This is a genomic window from Dehalogenimonas alkenigignens (assembly GCF_001466665.1).
GTDB lineage: Bacteria > Chloroflexota > Dehalococcoidia > Dehalococcoidales > Dehalococcoidaceae > Dehalogenimonas > Dehalogenimonas alkenigignens.
Map to the genome: position 1 here is coordinate 1,738,081 of NZ_KQ758903.1, position 14,380 is coordinate 1,752,460.

The following is a 14,380-nucleotide window of genomic DNA, read 5'->3' on the forward strand; positions in this document are numbered from 1 at the left end:
TTGTCATTCCCTTCGTTACCTATTTTCCGTTTTCGTGATTGGATTGCCCGTTCAGTCAAAACGAAAGGGGATTTTCCCACCGCATGGGGCAGGAATATCCCCTTACAAAAAGAAAGCACAAAAAGAGGCTTTGACACCTCTTTCTGTGCGGCTGTTTTGCGAGTTCAAGCGTTCAAGTATCAGGTATTTCAGGCTACGGCGACTGGTTCTTTGACCTTGCTGTGCTTCTTGGCCTTCGGCTTCTCGGCCTTCGTGATTGCTTCGGCCTCGGCTACGGCTTGGGCGACTTCCTCGGCGGCTACCGGCTCGGGTTGCGGTTCCGGCTTGACCGGCTCGGCTGTCTCGGCCTTCGGCTCGGCGGGTTCGGCGGTTGGTGCTGTCTCGGCCTTCGCGGGTTCGGCGGTCTTGGCCGTGTCCGCCGGCTTCTTGGCTTCCGGCAGGAGCATCGGCATGACCACCAACTCATAGTCCGGCGCGGTGAAAAGCATCGGCGACCTTGCGTCCTTGATCCTTAGCTCGACCATTCCGCCAGAGGCTTTTAGTGCTTCGGCGAGGTATCCGCCGTCAAGCCTTACCTTGATTGGATCGCCGGTGGTGTCGGCGGGTATTTCCGCTGTCCCCTTGTCATCGGTGTTTGAGACGACCAGCTTGCCGTCCCCGATGGCGAGGTCTAAGGCGTAGGCTTTGACGTTGGCGACGACCTTGAGCGAGCTAACCGCTTTCATCGCTTCATTGGTATCGAAGCTGGCGCGGATGTTGGCTTCGGCGGGTATGAGCTTCTCGTAGTCCGGGAAGTTCCCGCCGCATCCCCGCCACGTGTAGCGGATTAGTTCCGTGTCGAGGACTAGGCTCATCGGGTCTTTGTCGCCGTTCTTTTCCAGCGACAGTCTTACCCGTCTAGCCCGACGAAGTGCGCCGGTGACGCCGCTAAGGTCATCGCGGCTAACGAGCACCTGTCCCTCATCCCCATCGAAGGGTAGGCTCAACACGGCGAGTCGGTAGCCGTCGGCGGCTACAAGGGTTAGCTTGCCGTCTTTCACCCGAAAGAGAACGCATTGGAGAATTGGGCGGCTTGTCTCATCTGAGGTGAAGGGCAATACCCTTGAAAGGGCATCCGATAGCTCCGTCGCGCCGAGGTTGGGACTGACCGAGTTTCTGGGGCTTACCCTGATGTCGCACAGGGTAAGGGGTGTCTTTTCGCCGACCCAGGCCATGTTGTCGAGGTAGCTGGTGTTACTTCCGCAGACCACCTTGAGGCATTTTCCGGCGACCCGCGATACGCTGGCGTCGCCGTTAGACGGGACAATTTTGACGATGTTACTCCCGCCTAAAGACTTAAGGTAGGTGAGAAAGCCTTTCCGCCCGATGGTGAGGTCAAGAAGCATCGCCCTTTCGGCGAGTGCCCTTGATAAGGCGTTGACCAGTACCGCCTTGTGCGCTAAAAAGCCCTGACCTGAACGCTTGCCCTCGATATTCAGTTGTTCGATTGTCCGACCCCCTTAATGCTATCCGATGACGGGCAAGTCCATCGGCTTCGCCTAGTAGTAAGCTACCGGCTACCCGCAAACCGCTGGCATAGCCGAAGCTCCCACTGTATTAGTTGCGAAAACGGGCGAAAACCTTTCACCGGAAAACAGGCTTTTTTGTTCCCGTTTCCGAAAACGGCAAAGGTAAATCATTTCGGCATTGTCGAGGGCTAACCCGTCCCGCCGCTTTTCGGCGATGGCGATTAACCTGTCGGGGCATTGGAGAAGGAAGGTATTGGCATCCAGCCAGGCATCGAGGTCCAATGCCCTGTCATCGGCAATCAGATCGCCGAGTTCGGTGGTGTTGCCTTCGTCGTCCGTGACCGGCTTGTTGAGGCTTTCGAGCTTGACCGCTTTGGGGCAGGCCGAAAACAGCCAGTCCTCTTTACATTTCCGCCGTTGTGCCTTGCTACAATCCCCGCAGGTAAGGCCATTGTCCATCCGGTAACGCTTCCGCCAGTAGAGAGCTTGGGCGCGGCTGGCGATACGGTACATGGCCGCTTCGGTGAACGGATGGTGTCCGTTATTCCGTTCCACGTCGGCAAGGGTGAGAATGATGTCATGGAGAAGGTCATCACGCTCGTCCGGCTTGGCCTTGTAGCTGAACTTCGAGGCGATGGTATAGAAGGTAAGCCAGTTGCCGGAAAGATGGTCATAGCCGTTGCCGAGTGGATCGGCTTGCTTTGGTTTTGAGCTTCGATTAGACTTGAAGCCACGCAAGGCGCTTGTCTTAGTGGTTTGACAGGTGGCGACCTTTCCGCACCATCGGCAAACGCCTTGCCTTTCTTTGAGTACCCAAACCTTGTGACACCGGCTACAGAAGCCCCCAGGCCGGTTCTGTTCCCCCAGTGCTGTTACGCTTGAACTCACGCTTTCCCCCTTTCGGGCAAGCGTTCAGGTCAAGGCTTTTCGTGTTCAGTTGTTAAAGTACGTTTGCGTGTTTTTCCAGCTTCATTGTCAAACAAAAAGTCATTTTGAACATCCTGAAGAACTAGCACGTTTATCACCCTCTCCCGGCCTCTTTGAAGGAGAACGAAGAAAAGAAGCCTCCCACTATGGGGAGGCTCTATCTGAGAAGAAGCCTGGGATTTACTTTTAGTCTCGTGTTTTAGTGATGGACTGGCAAGAAAACCTCGATAATTCGATCACTGAGAAAGTGCTTATCAGGTAATCCGAGTTTGGTTTTCATTATACTCAAATGGTCGCGCCACTCGCTGTCGATCAAAGGACCTTTTTGCTCAGAATCGCCGGTAAAATATAGAAATACCATCCAGACAGGAATATTCTGGCTAGTAAGCCAATAAAGATGCGCCAGGCGGTTGGCATATTGATAATATTTGCCCAGCCAGTCTGAATCGTCATTTACACCCAGAGCATCTTTCACAACCTCGATACTTGCCGTAATCAAGCCCAGACTCTTTGGTTTCGCCCCGCAGGCACTTGAAGATGTGCCAACCTCCTTCACATGGCTTTTGGCTTCAACAAGGACGATACCGTGCCTACCTTTTTTCCCGGGTACTATCGCCAAGGCATCCCAGCACGGGCCAAGGCGCGGCCAGAAAGATGAAAGGTTTTCTTTAAGGTGTGATAATCCCACCTGGTTCAAGAACTCTGCGTCTCGATATTCTCGGAAGTTTTGACTCTCAAGCGGTGATTTCCAATCGAACACACCATCCGTAAAATTCTCGAGGGAATGGCTTTGCGCCATCAAATATTGACCGAAATTGATTTGGTATTCCCCATTGATAAGATCCTGGAGGTGTAACCGACTGCCTTTAACAGCTCTTCCAGTATGTTTTCCTGGCATCATCTGGCTCCGAGTTATTTTCCTGATACCCTTCCGGTACCTTCTAAGGGCGTCGAACTCTGCTCCCACATCGCGAGCCCTCCGAGTCTAATTCTGATTTGATCCCGAAAAGGCAATTCCATGGCCTTGGAGATCATTTTATCTTTCCAAATACTATTCGGATTGTAATCGACCAGATAGAGAATCATCTCGACCTTGCTGATATCCCGAGAAAGTTTCATTTTTTTTAACTGAGCCAGTTGCTCCTCTGACCGCTGAACAAGCCCGAGCGCAATTTTCTGTTTAAGAATGAGTTCCATCTCATCGCAGAGTGAATCGAGATTGGTTTTAATGTACTGATAGTACCTCCCCAATTGCTGATCAGCGTCTTGGATGTCATTATTGAGGGCATATTTCACTTCAATCAAAGCCAGTTGCCCAACGGGATTGTTCCCTCCCCGCTTCAAACGTGGCCATTTCAAAGCTAGCAAGTCCCATCTGTCCGAACCGACACCATATTGATTGGCGAGGATAATATATTCCGAGTTGTTGCGCGCCTCGAAATTGTTAGCTCGGATAATCATTTGCTCGTATTCAATTTCCATGCTGTTCTTGCCCCTGCTGGAAACCCGGTACATCAACTCAGGGACAACCGTCAGGTAAGCTTGAACGTCTTCAGGGCTGTTTAGGTATTTGGGAATTGCCAAGCCTTTGGAGAAGGCTTCATGGATTTCCACCTTGTGGTTCGCTCGTAAACAAAGAATGCAGTTGCCCTTGTAATAGATGCCTATCGCTTCATCAGCCGGAGCGACTTCTGGCTTGTGGGGACTATTAAGTTGTCCGCGGAGTTCGAAATGCAGGTCTTTATTGTTCCGCACTAACTCAATTAGCGGCCGGAACAACCCATCTTTCAGACAGAACTTCTCCAGAAATGCCGTCGAGAGAGCCCTGCATCTCGATTCGGTTAACACGTTTACAACACCAACATCCATAATTTCGCCATCCTCCAATTCGGTAACATTTGCGAAAAGTTGGGCGTATTGTTCGGGATGAAACGTATGAACCGGCACAACATGTGCCGGCTTGAGCGCCTCAACCAAACTTTTCAAATGGCGCACGTAGGCATGACCGCTTGTATGCACCTCAATAAGATCGATTTCTTTAGCCGCCAGGAAGTTTCTCAAGTCTGTTTTCTCAAGATACCCATGCCACATGGAGTATAAGGCAATGGCTCTGGTTTGAGCATACAACTTAGCTGCGACGATCCGAAAAATCCGATTGTCTTTTACGAGGACGACTTTATTGTCAGGTTCAGCCTGGATTTCTTCAAACGTAATCCTAGATCGGGAGTATTTTCCGAGGAGCTGTTTATCTTGATCGGCCAACTTCTGGACATGGTAATGGCTGAAGAAGACACGAATCCCATCCCAATTGAACTGAGGGATGTTTGAGGAGATAGCTTGGAGCTTGTCGAGAACGAAGGCTGTGTACAAGTCGATTACCAGAGTTCTTCCAGACCTCCGGGCTGCTCTAAAAAGAGATACTAACCTGTCCAGATTCTGGGAGGAAGTGAAGACATACGCAAGCCCTTGGTGCGTCTTGAACAGATCGGTAAGCGCATTTTCGACGGCGTTCTCGTCAGGAAACAACCCTTCATCGCGCCCTAACATCGACCCTTCCATGATCAGGGCATCGACTTTTTTCGGAGGGCTTTTTAACAACCGGTCGAGCAAGACCATTTTTCGACCGTGACCCCTGAAATCCCCCGTGTAAAAAACGCGCTGATCGTCAGCTTCAATTGAAAAGGCAAACGCGTCAGGTGCGGAATGGTCCATGAGATAAGGCGTGACAGTGAATTCTCCAATAGCAACTGGTTCCCAAGGTTTCATTGATCTGATGTTTTGGGAACTAACGCAAGTGTCGAGGAAGGCGTTGGATACCTCAGCTAAGGCCTGTGTTCCCCGGCTCATAAAAAGTGGTATTCGGGGGTTCACGAGCCGAAGGAATCCGTAATGATCAAGATGGGCATGCGAGATCAGGATGCCATCAGGCACCGGTCCAGTATCGTCATATAAGCCACTCACCGCCGGCAAAACGCGTTTGGAAATGAGGTCGGATAAGGCAGAGTCCCGATAGTTGTCCCATTCGAATGGCGATTGGTCTCTGTTGACCAGAGGCATGCCAACGTCCAGAATGATACGTGTCTTCCCAGAGCTGGAAGTCAATTCGATACATGTCCCGCCGATCTCATGGGTACCTCGATGAATTATTAGTTGCATGTTTGTCGATCACCCTTTATCGTAACGGCGACAAGTCTATTTTGTCCCCCTTGTTGGTCGCTTTGGCATTCTGTGCTTAACATAGAAAGTCTGGAGATCGGGGCAGTCATCATCATCCCGCATCGTTATAAATCCACCAAATCTGATCCGGCGCCAACATTTTTTTCCATCGATGAAAACTGGGTTGTCGCCTTCTTCTGACAAGGAATCAAATTCGGCAGGCATCCCGAGGCCGTTAAGAGCTCGTTGGTCGCACTGGCGGCATACGATTCCAGGGTATTGGCTAGCTAAGCGAGGATTTGGAATTGTCTGCCCGCAAATGCTGCAAGAAGTTTCCATTGTACTCTTCTCTCCCATAATCTCCACCCCTTCAGGGCGGCATAATGATACCCCATCACCTGAAGCCTGACTAGTAGACATCTGGACACTCGTTTCTATCGAGGAAAACGTGGTATTGATCCGTAAAGCTCCTAATGGTCGGATGACTAATCAGATTTGATTTTTGACGGCAAGTTCAGTAATGGGTTACACCACGAGCGAGGGCCGCCGCTTGGATTTCCCGAAACTGATTCCTAGCCACAGAATCGTATGCCTGATAAGAATAAGGATCAAATGATACAGGGTTGTTTGGGAACGTAGATATAACCATTTTCGGTGGAACCGTAACATTGATATGGAACAAGGCGAGAAAACAAAGCTGCGATGTATAAACAAATTATCGAATCTAACACGTCTTCATTTGTTTTTAGTGCCTGTCCGGCAAGTGACCAAATATAATGGTCGTCAAGATACTTTTGATACTCATCGCAAATTGAAAGGGAAACAACATTTGATCGGCCAAGGGCCTTTATATAGTTCGCGAGCATCACTTGCCCGTGTCTCTTAACTTCGACCTGACCTTTTTTGTAGGTCAATCGTTCCGGCAATTTGAAGATCTCGATTATTGCAGGATGAGGGTAACATTCAATTTGAAACCTGAAGTTTCCCGCGTTGCGAAGATGTTTATAGCCTTTGGCTTCCAAGAAAAGTGATAGCTTGACCCCCGCTGGTTCAGGGTAATTTCCCAAATTTGAAGCATGACACGAAGCACCACGTGCTCCATAGTCGACACTTACTAATCTCTCACACTCACGTTGCCCCGAATAGTTGTTTATGACAAGCGGCGCATCTATTGCAACGCCATGGAGTTTGTTCTCGAAGAGAAGCAAGGAACTCAATCGGTCGAATCCTATTACTGCGGGGATTATTTTAGTGACGGTGAGCTGGCTTCCTGATAACTCCCCTAATGAAACCGCCGAAGGATTCTTTTCATTTTTCCATGCAAGGTCGACGCCGGCTAATATCATTTCAACTTTGTCTTTCTCGTTGCCCATATTTTATGTGAATCGCATGCTTAAGTGTCACGCTTGGTTTGGGCGGTAGTCTTTGAGAAATGGCGGTGTAGTAATGCGCCATAGGCAAGAGGACGATTGAGCAACGAGTTTCTATCACGTCTTCGTCCCAGATAAGAAACGATTGCGGCAGGTAGTGAAAGGGAACCAAGTCCACTCGATATTGTGTGATCTCCTTGAAGTACATTCACGAACGAATCGCTCGCGCCGAGAATTGGCAATATATCTAAGAAGACAACCTCGCCCCATGACTCCCGCAGTCGGCTTGAAATATCGTCAATCTCTTCCCTCAATTCTTGTGTTATTGCTTGGCTCCTTTGTTCCCGTAAGTCACTTTCAGCGATAACAGACAGATCAACGCAAAGCCCTTCGATTTTATTCCTGAAGCGGTCAAGTTGAGCACCGTGTTTTTGCTTGAACTTGATGATGCTTGGGATGTCGATATCGCCCATCGGAAAAGGAAATAAATCTTCGAGAATTACCCTTCTATGTGAATCTAGTCGGGCGTACTGTTTATATCCACCGGCGCCAAGTACCTGAAAGCAGGATTCCTCATTTGTGATTGGAACGCTGTTAACTTCAGGTAAACTACCGAGCACACACGCTAGATAAGACATAAAAGCATTAGCTACCCAGGAATCCATCTCATACCATGGGTAGTTGGCCGGAGAAGCAACCCCCAGTTCGACAAGGTTTTGGGCAATATGGCCGAGTTTTTCGACATGAATAGGAGTTCTCACCGGAGAATGATGCCGTTGAGTTTTTCTGGTCCGAATTCGCTTCTCAACAAAACCTAAAAACGGTTGACCGAAATCCTCAATGTCTCCAATTAACTCTGCGGGAATAATTGGATTTATCAATCCCTCTTCAACGAGTTGATACATATGCGGGGGAAGCCGATTTCGGGAATGTAGAGATTCATACGGAGAGATAGAACTCAATTGGTCCCAATAAAGCAACATTAGGTACAACCAACGGCCTTGTGGAGGGCTGATATAGGGAAAATAAAGTGCCTTGGATCTCATTTTGATTCCCCCATTCCCCAGAACCAATTTCGCCGTCATTGTATCATAGCTTTAATCGTTTCAAACGTTCTCAAAGCACAACAAGGTGTTGAGGGTTCAGCGAGCTGATAAAGAAGTTTACTTTTTGATGTGACTCGGCCCGATCTCTGGGTATAAGGTGAACAGCGGGTTTGCCCATGCCTGATCTGAGACAATCCGGCCTTTAGTTGTTAATCGATAGTAAACTCGTCTAGGAGCATCAGAGTAATGTTCTTGAATTGAGGAAGCCTCAGTCCGCTCAGTGGTTTCAACCCACCCCAACCTCTTCAATACCCCGAAGTACATTAGAAAGGAGTGGTAGCGCATGTGGGTGAACTTCCGCGATACCTTCCTCAATTGCTTTTGATAGATCTCCTCGGCGAGTTCCTCGGTGACATCAACGCCGCGAACCACCTGTTTGCTGATGATCCGTTCCGCCCGCTCCCTGGCCGTCGCCCTGGCTAGCGCTTCCTTGTATTCGTAGTTGATATCCGCTTGCGGTGCGCCTTTTTCCGGATCAATCCTTGGCGAACCCTCTGGCCCGTTCCCCAGGAGGTATTCCCGGATAAACCAACCACAGCCGAACGGCCGGAGGAAGCCGCCCCGACTCGGTCTCAGTTCCATTTCCATGGAGATGCTCTAAGCCACCCCTGCCGGCTTTTTGGCCAGGGATTCGAGGCCTTCGATGATTCTGGTAGTCACCTGGCAGATTGAGGCCAGATTTCGCTCAAGGACTTTCCTGTCCTGCGCCCAGAGAGCGACGTAGGGGAAGGATCTGGTCCCGGTATCGAACCCGAAGTGGGCACCGACGGCGAAGGCAACGCTTTCGGCGATGGTTTCGGCATCCCGTCTCGGGATGTGGAACACTCCCTCCGAATAGTAGTGGGCTACCTCGTGGATCAGCGTCTTCAGTTGCTGGGCTCGTGATTCCTCAGGCCTGACCCAGATTTCCTTGCCGGAGAAGAAGCCCTTGATGGCCGGATCCTGGTACGGCTTAGAGTCAAACCCGACATGCACGCCTTCACTGCGGACGAGGTGCGTGATGTCGCCGAAAAGCTCCTCATTGGCTTCGCCGGTGAGCACAGGAACCTCAAATTCGGGCAGCGGCTTGCCCTCGGTCTGACTGAGATCGAAGACGTAGACGACCTTGAAGTAGATCGTCCGCAGAAATTCCTGTTTCTCCTCTTCCTCGTCGTCTTTCTTGCCTTCGTGTTCATCAACCGGTTCGGCTTTCAAAGACGACTTCGGTGGCAGGCACGGCGCGAGGATGGCAATGCCCTTCTCGCCCTTCTTCACCCAGCGGCCGAGGTCCTTCCAAGTGTTGAAGCCGGCCACCCTGGTGGCGCTCGGATTCTGGGAGGCGATGAGAATGAGGTTGCCGATAGAATAGTCGTGGAATTTCGACATGGTGAGCAGGAAGTTCCGGAAATGGCTGCTGGACTGGATGGTATCGACGCCGTCCTTGAGCTTTTTCAAGACCTCATCGATGCAGCGCTCTTTAGCCTCGGGCTCGATGGAAAAGCTGTAATCCGGCACCGGAGCACCGACCCAGCTCATCAGGTCGTAGCTTCGCGGAGTGATGATCTCGCATTTTGTTGATGGCGCCCCGGCTGCCGTCGGCAATTTTGATCCTGAAGAGCCGATGATGGAATCGGAGAAATAGCGGGACAAGCCAATCAAGAATACCCCGGCCGCCAGGGAACCGCCGAGCAATGCAATAGTGCTTGGCCAATCCGGCGCGGCCGGGGGCGATTCCTGAAGCGAAAGCCAGTTCACTGAAGCCTCGTCGCCAACCTCGATTTCCGCCAGCTCGCCGGCATTCAGCTCGATGAAGTAACGAACTCGCGAAGTCGAACTGACCAGGTAGCCAGGCGAGACATCACGATAGATCTCTGTTATGGTGAAGTCCTCGGAGAGAAAGACGATGTCCAGCGGGAACAGCATCGGCACGGTCGTCACTTCAATAGCCCGGGAAGACCCAAGGTCAAAAAACATTCCGGTCCCGGCCGCAAGCCCGGGTAACCCGCCCAGTCCCTGGGTTAGTTCCCAAGGGGTGGCCGCCACGGCGGCGATCCACTCCCTGTCTTTGATGGTTATCTTCACCTGGCCGCTCACCCGCGCCTCCCGGGGATCCGCTTGATACCGTTTCGCTTGCTCTCAAGCACCATCTGTCGGCTTTCGAAGTCTGTATCTCCAATATCCGATCCGCCGAACATGGCCTGGTCGAAGTTACGGTGCCATCTCGCCGAGGCCTTGAAATCGGTCTTCTCCTCGAATTTCTCGCCGCGGCTTTTTCGCGGCCTCATACCGGGCGGCGCGATCGCCGACATGCCTTCGAGATAGATCTCGCTCGTCGTGTCCTCGCGGTAGTTTACGGGAGCGTTCACCCCGAATTCTTCATGATTGGCATATCTGCCCATTAGCTTGTCCTCCTTGCCAGAGTTTCCGGTACCATTCCTTCTGCTCTTCACCCGAGACCTTGCGATACTTCATGGTGGTGACGATGCTCCGGTGGCCAAGATGCTCCTGCAGCAGCCGTAGCCCGTCGCCCGAGTCATCCGCCTTGACCGCATTAACGGCGAAGGCGTCGCGGAGCCGGTGAGGCGAGACGTTGTGGGTCTTGCCGCTCTCGGCGTTCACCAACCGTGGAAGACGGGCGCGCTCGGCGCACTCTTTCACGATCTGCCAGGCGCGGTTGCGCCGGAGATCAAACAGCTGCTTTTCGCCGTTCCTCTCGACGGCGCCGCCGCGGCCGATGTATTCCTTGAGTAAAGACAAGGTCAATTCATCCACCGGGATTGTCCGGTAACGGTGATGCTCTTTCTCCTGGGCGACCGCCTTCTCTACTCCCTGCCCGCACCCCGGGCAAAACCTGTGGCCTTTGCCCAGACGCGCACTGCAGCCCGGGCAGGACAACAGGATTCGAGACTTCAGGTGCTCGATGGTCACCGTGCCGCGTCTGATGTCGATGTCCTTGAGCCGAAGCGCGAGGGCCTCAGACACCCGGCAGCCAAGGTGAAACAAGAGCCGGATCAACAACCGGTCCCGGAGATACTGCGCCGCGTCTTCGAGCTTGGCCACGTCGCCCGGTTCCAGGTAAGCCTTGCCCACTAGCCCGACTCCTCACCCAGATTTTGCGTCATAGGCAAGATCATGCCCATCATGAGAAGCATCATGAGCATAGGCATCATCCCTGAGAGCATGTCGCCGCCCGAAGAGTTGCCGGAGACGATGATAACGGCATCCTGTTCGGCCACGGCGTTCGTGTCTTCGATCCAGACGCGGAGGCCGAAGGTGCCGTCGTCGATGCCACCGCTTGACTTGGGCACAAGCAGGAAATCGACCGTGCCGTTCCCCTCGGCCGGTGTCGAACTGGCCGGAAGGACGAGGTCGGCCAGACCGACACAGACATCCACCATGTGCTTGCCAAAAAGATTTGTCGAATAGGGACCGGCCAGGAGCTTCACCGTTTTGGTCACGCCAACAACGTACTTGAAGGACACCGTCACCCGGACGGTGTCCCCGGCATTGAAGGTAGTTGGTGAAAGCGCCATCGGCGCAAATGCGATATCGAGTACCACGATCCTCTCCTACACCTTGGCGAAGTCCGAGATCTTGAACTCCGAAATCGTCGGCTGGATCCCGGCGACTAAAAGTGCGTTTTCGTAGCCGAAAAGGTAGTTCGTCGTCGCCTGGCCGCCGATGCTGGGACTGCCGCCGAATATCTTCACGTAGATGTCGTCCCAGTTGGTGTCGACGTTAGATGGGATCGTGAACACGTAGGAGTTGGTGACATTGGGATACGACGGCGGAGTCGTCACCTGCGGGATGCTGAATGTCGTTTGCTGCACCAGCTTTTCATCGAAGCCGAACATGCCGTTCGTGCCGATGCAGTAGTATCCGGTGACGCCGCTGACCGCCGGGCCGGTGTACTTGAATGAGATCGAAACCATGAGCCGGTCACCGGGGGCGACGGCCACCTGCTTCGGCGCCGGATTCATGTAACCGAGGGGGATGTAGACGCCGCCCGCGGCGGTGAAGAATTTGCCGGCTACCGGATCGAAAAAGACGCGCTGGCCGGTCGCCGGATCGACATACCAGCCGGGCAATGTTGGGTCTTCAGCGAGGGCAACAGCGCCTTCTCCCTGAGCGGTAAAGGGTCTAAGTTCGAGTTCCAGTTTCTTGAGAACCATGTGTTCCTCCTATGTTTTGGCAAAATCGGCGATGCGAAAGTCCGAGATATTTGGGGATCCGACTGAGGCGAGATTCACCGTCTTTGTCATCTCATCGTCGGCATACCACACTCCGTCGGCGCCGTACCAGAAGCTTTTAACGCGAACGGTTACTTTCTGGCCGGGCATGTAAAAATAGCCGGAAAACGGCCAGGTAACCTGAGCATCGACGTTGGTCCAGTCCACCGGGATAACGGTGCCCGGGTAGGGCGGAGCGCCGTATTCCAGCGTCGCCGCCACTTTGATGGCGATCGGTGCCGAGTAGGTGTTCTTCACCCGAATTGTAATTTCCACCCGGCTGCCGGAGGCGGCTTCGGACGAGGCATCGATGGAGATGATATCGGCGTACTGCGCCATTTAACTCTCCTCAGGATCCTCCGGAGCTTCCCGAGCCAATGGGAAACTGCCGTTGCCGAAGTTTCCGGAGAGCCTGTTGCCGATGACGTCGACGCCGGCGCCGCCCAGGAATGCATAAAAAAGCGCGGCAACGTCGATCGGACCGGCGAGGCTAGAGCCAAGAGCCAACACCACCCCGGCGATCAGTGACCGGACGATAGACCCCCCGAACTTCCGCAGGTCGAAGGCCTCTTTGCTTTCAAGCCAGCCGAGGGCCGCGGCGACAATACCTCCGAAGAGGGCTGCCAATGCGATAAACAGTCTCTCCATGGCCGTCAGTCCTTCTTTCGGTTGATGCAGATGAACTTGCCCCAGATAACGCCGCCCATGGCGATGAGGCAGCTGCCGCTGGTGGTGACCACCAACCCGTAATCGACAGAACTTGCCAGCTCGATGCCGATGCCGACGCCGGTTGCGCCGATGCCCACAAGCTCAATGACGATGGCTGCAATCATTCCTTTGTTCATCTATATCGCTCCCATTACGCCGGCCATCATCATCATGGCGGTCATCATTTGAACCATTTCCGTTGTCTGGTTGTTTGGCGAAGCGCTGCTCATCACCTGGCCGAGCATGGCGCCCATGGCCGGCAGGCCGTAGCCGTAGGCATTGTCCTTGCCAAGAGGCGCGTCCTGCGGCTTGGTCGAAAAACACGGCGCCACTTCCCTGGCCGCCGTCCAGCGGTAGCCCCAACCCTCGCCGTAAGCCCTGCGGCCACTCTCCCAGAGGAGGCCGGTGAGTCCGGCAAGCATCGGCGCGGCAAAGCTTGTTCCCGACTTCACCAGGAAGTCCTCGTCGTTTTTATCGGAGGCCATCTCGAGGTTGGTGCCCCAAATGACGAAATCCGGCTTGGTCTCGCCCTGGACGGTCGGGCCTCGCGAGGATCTCTCCCAGACAAGGAGTTCACCGAATGTCTCTACCGCGCCCACGGCGATGACCTCCGGCTCGCAGGCCGGTAGCATCACCGTCGTCATCTTGGGTCCGGTGTTGCCGGCCGCGGCGATGACATCGAGACCGTATTCAACGCTTGCCATGCGGCAGGCCACGCGGACCGGATTGTCCGGATCGCCGTCATCCTCGCCGCCGAGCGAGAGGTTTATCACATTGGGATAGAGGTCGTCGGTCGGTAAAAGCCCGGAGGTCCTTGCCTGCTCGGCGAGGTCGCACACCCGGTCGATGCCCAGCACAATGGCTTCGTCCGAGGCGATACCCTCGTCGCCGATGACCTTGATGTTCATGATGGAAGCGCCGGGCGAGACACCGGCGTTTTCACCCAGGGCGTGCATTCCACCGGCGATGGTGAAGGCTACCTGAGTGCCGTGTCCGAAGACGTCGGCAGCCGTCGGCGATTCGGTGAAGTTCGCTTCATAGACCACCTTGCCCTGTAGCGACCGGTGGGTCTTACGGACGCCGCTATCTAATACAGCCACAGTCAGGCCGGTACCGGTGATCGCCGGGGTAAAATAGCCCCGGAGAAGATAGAATACGTCCGAGATGCTCTCGGCCGGCGGCGCCTGGGCGGTCATCTGACTGGTGCCGTATTCCTTGAGGAGTTTAAGCACCAGACCCGGGACCGCGGCCAGTTTCTCGGCCTGGGCTTGGTCCAGTTCACAGAAGACCTGGCCGATGACCTCCGCCTTTTTCAGGTTCCGGGCGCCGATCTTTTTTGCTTCGACCTCGATATCGGTCAGGCTTTTACCTTTTGGAATGATGGCGTAGCGCATTTC

At 53.6% G+C, this 14,380-nt stretch carries 16 protein-coding genes; all 16 read right to left on the reverse strand.

Annotation, left to right across the window (positions count from 1 at the left end; genetic code table 11):
• Nucleotides 1–188: 188 nt before the first annotated feature.
• The 16 genes from DEALK_RS08990 to DEALK_RS09065 all read right to left on the reverse strand — a co-directional run bounded on the left by DEALK_RS08990 (nt 189) and on the right by DEALK_RS09065 (nt 14,377).
• A complete protein-coding gene (locus DEALK_RS08990) occupies nt 189–1,385 on the reverse strand; it encodes a hypothetical protein (protein ID WP_244881602.1) in 1,197 nt (398 codons plus the stop codon).
• Nucleotides 1,386–1,556: 171 nt separating this feature from the next.
• Nucleotides 1,557–2,246 (reverse strand): hypothetical protein, encoded by a 690-nt coding sequence (locus DEALK_RS08995; RefSeq protein ID WP_065128755.1) that lies wholly within the window; start codon nt 2,244–2,246, stop codon nt 1,557–1,559.
• Nucleotides 2,247–2,634: 388 nt separating this feature from the next.
• Nucleotides 2,635–3,333, reverse strand: coding sequence for a hypothetical protein (locus DEALK_RS09000; RefSeq protein ID WP_144437103.1), 699 nt, complete (start codon nt 3,331–3,333; stop codon nt 2,635–2,637).
• Between the two features lie 14 nt (nt 3,334–3,347).
• A complete protein-coding gene (locus DEALK_RS09005; protein ID WP_186007598.1) occupies nt 3,348–5,492 on the reverse strand; it encodes an MBL fold metallo-hydrolase in 2,145 nt (714 codons plus the stop codon).
• Between the two features lie 707 nt (nt 5,493–6,199).
• Nucleotides 6,200–6,964 carry a DUF429 domain-containing protein gene (locus DEALK_RS09010; RefSeq protein WP_244881603.1) on the reverse strand — a complete coding sequence of 255 codons (765 nt, stop codon included), beginning with the start codon at nt 6,962–6,964 and terminating at the stop codon, nt 6,200–6,202.
• Between the two features lie 20 nt (nt 6,965–6,984).
• Nucleotides 6,985–7,866 (reverse strand): hypothetical protein, encoded by an 882-nt coding sequence (locus DEALK_RS09015; protein ID WP_058439889.1) that lies wholly within the window; start codon nt 7,864–7,866, stop codon nt 6,985–6,987.
• A 258-nt stretch (nt 7,867–8,124) separates the two neighbouring features.
• Entirely contained in the window at nt 8,125–8,655 is a 531-nt protein-coding gene (locus DEALK_RS09020) for a hypothetical protein (RefSeq protein WP_058439890.1), read from the reverse strand.
• A 9-nt stretch (nt 8,656–8,664) separates the two neighbouring features.
• Nucleotides 8,665–10,140, reverse strand: a complete 1,476-nt coding sequence (locus DEALK_RS09025; RefSeq protein ID WP_058439891.1) for an ArdC-like ssDNA-binding domain-containing protein — start codon at nt 10,138–10,140, stop codon at nt 8,665–8,667.
• Nucleotides 10,137–10,445: a hypothetical protein gene (locus tag DEALK_RS09030; protein WP_058439892.1), complete on the reverse strand. Its 309-nt coding sequence runs from the start codon at nt 10,443–10,445 to the stop codon at nt 10,137–10,139. The genes DEALK_RS09025 and DEALK_RS09030 overlap by 4 nt, the downstream gene beginning before the upstream one ends.
• On the reverse strand, nt 10,423–11,136 hold the full coding sequence (locus DEALK_RS09035) for a tyrosine-type recombinase/integrase (RefSeq protein WP_058439893.1): 714 nt from the start codon (nt 11,134–11,136) through the stop codon (nt 10,423–10,425). The genes DEALK_RS09030 and DEALK_RS09035 overlap by 23 nt, the downstream gene beginning before the upstream one ends.
• On the reverse strand, nt 11,136–11,606 hold the full coding sequence (locus DEALK_RS09040; RefSeq protein ID WP_058439894.1) for a hypothetical protein: 471 nt from the start codon (nt 11,604–11,606) through the stop codon (nt 11,136–11,138). Before DEALK_RS09040 ends, DEALK_RS09035 begins: the two co-directional genes overlap by 1 nt.
• 9 nt (nt 11,607–11,615) lie before the next feature.
• Nucleotides 11,616–12,218 carry a hypothetical protein gene (locus DEALK_RS09045; protein ID WP_058439895.1) on the reverse strand — a complete coding sequence of 201 codons (603 nt, stop codon included), beginning with the start codon at nt 12,216–12,218 and terminating at the stop codon, nt 11,616–11,618.
• A gap of 9 nt (nt 12,219–12,227) precedes the next feature.
• Entirely contained in the window at nt 12,228–12,614 is a 387-nt protein-coding gene (locus tag DEALK_RS09050; RefSeq protein WP_058439896.1) for a hypothetical protein, read from the reverse strand.
• Nucleotides 12,615–12,923, reverse strand: coding sequence for a hypothetical protein (locus tag DEALK_RS09055; RefSeq protein ID WP_058439897.1), 309 nt, complete (start codon nt 12,921–12,923; stop codon nt 12,615–12,617).
• A 5-nt stretch (nt 12,924–12,928) separates the two neighbouring features.
• Entirely contained in the window at nt 12,929–13,120 is a 192-nt protein-coding gene (locus DEALK_RS09060; protein ID WP_058439898.1) for a hypothetical protein, read from the reverse strand.
• On the reverse strand, nt 13,121–14,377 hold the full coding sequence (locus DEALK_RS09065; protein ID WP_058439899.1) for a S8 family serine peptidase: 1,257 nt from the start codon (nt 14,375–14,377) through the stop codon (nt 13,121–13,123).
• Nucleotides 14,378–14,380: the final 3 nt, after the last annotated feature.

Bases quoted from the DNA above. Each gene is read 5' to 3' on its own strand.
- DEALK_RS08990 (WP_244881602.1), bottom strand. From the start codon at position 1,385: ATGCTTCTTGACCTCACCATCGGGCGGAAAGGCTTTCTCACCTACCTT.
- DEALK_RS09000 (WP_144437103.1), bottom strand. From the start codon at position 3,333: ATGCCAGGAAAACATACTGGAAGAGCTGTTAAAGGCAGTCGGTTACAC.
- DEALK_RS09005 (WP_186007598.1), bottom strand. From the start codon at position 5,492: ATGCCTCTGGTCAACAGAGACCAATCGCCATTCGAATGGGACAACTAT.
- DEALK_RS09010 (WP_244881603.1), bottom strand. From the start codon at position 6,964: ATGGGCAACGAGAAAGACAAAGTTGAAATGATATTAGCCGGCGTCGAC.
- DEALK_RS09015 (WP_058439889.1), bottom strand. From the start codon at position 7,866: ATGTATCAACTCGTTGAAGAGGGATTGATAAATCCAATTATTCCCGCA.
- DEALK_RS09020 (WP_058439890.1), bottom strand. From the start codon at position 8,655: ATGGAAATGGAACTGAGACCGAGTCGGGGCGGCTTCCTCCGGCCGTTC.
- DEALK_RS09030 (WP_058439892.1), bottom strand. From the start codon at position 10,445: ATGGGCAGATATGCCAATCATGAAGAATTCGGGGTGAACGCTCCCGTA.
- DEALK_RS09045 (WP_058439895.1), bottom strand. From the start codon at position 12,218: ATGGTTCTCAAGAAACTGGAACTCGAACTTAGACCCTTTACCGCTCAG.
- DEALK_RS09050 (WP_058439896.1), bottom strand. From the start codon at position 12,614: ATGGCGCAGTACGCCGATATCATCTCCATCGATGCCTCGTCCGAAGCC.
- DEALK_RS09055 (WP_058439897.1), bottom strand. From the start codon at position 12,923: ATGGAGAGACTGTTTATCGCATTGGCAGCCCTCTTCGGAGGTATTGTC.
- DEALK_RS09060 (WP_058439898.1), bottom strand. From the start codon at position 13,120: ATGAACAAAGGAATGATTGCAGCCATCGTCATTGAGCTTGTGGGCATC.
- DEALK_RS09065 (WP_058439899.1), bottom strand. From the start codon at position 14,377: ATGCGCTACGCCATCATTCCAAAAGGTAAAAGCCTGACCGATATCGAG.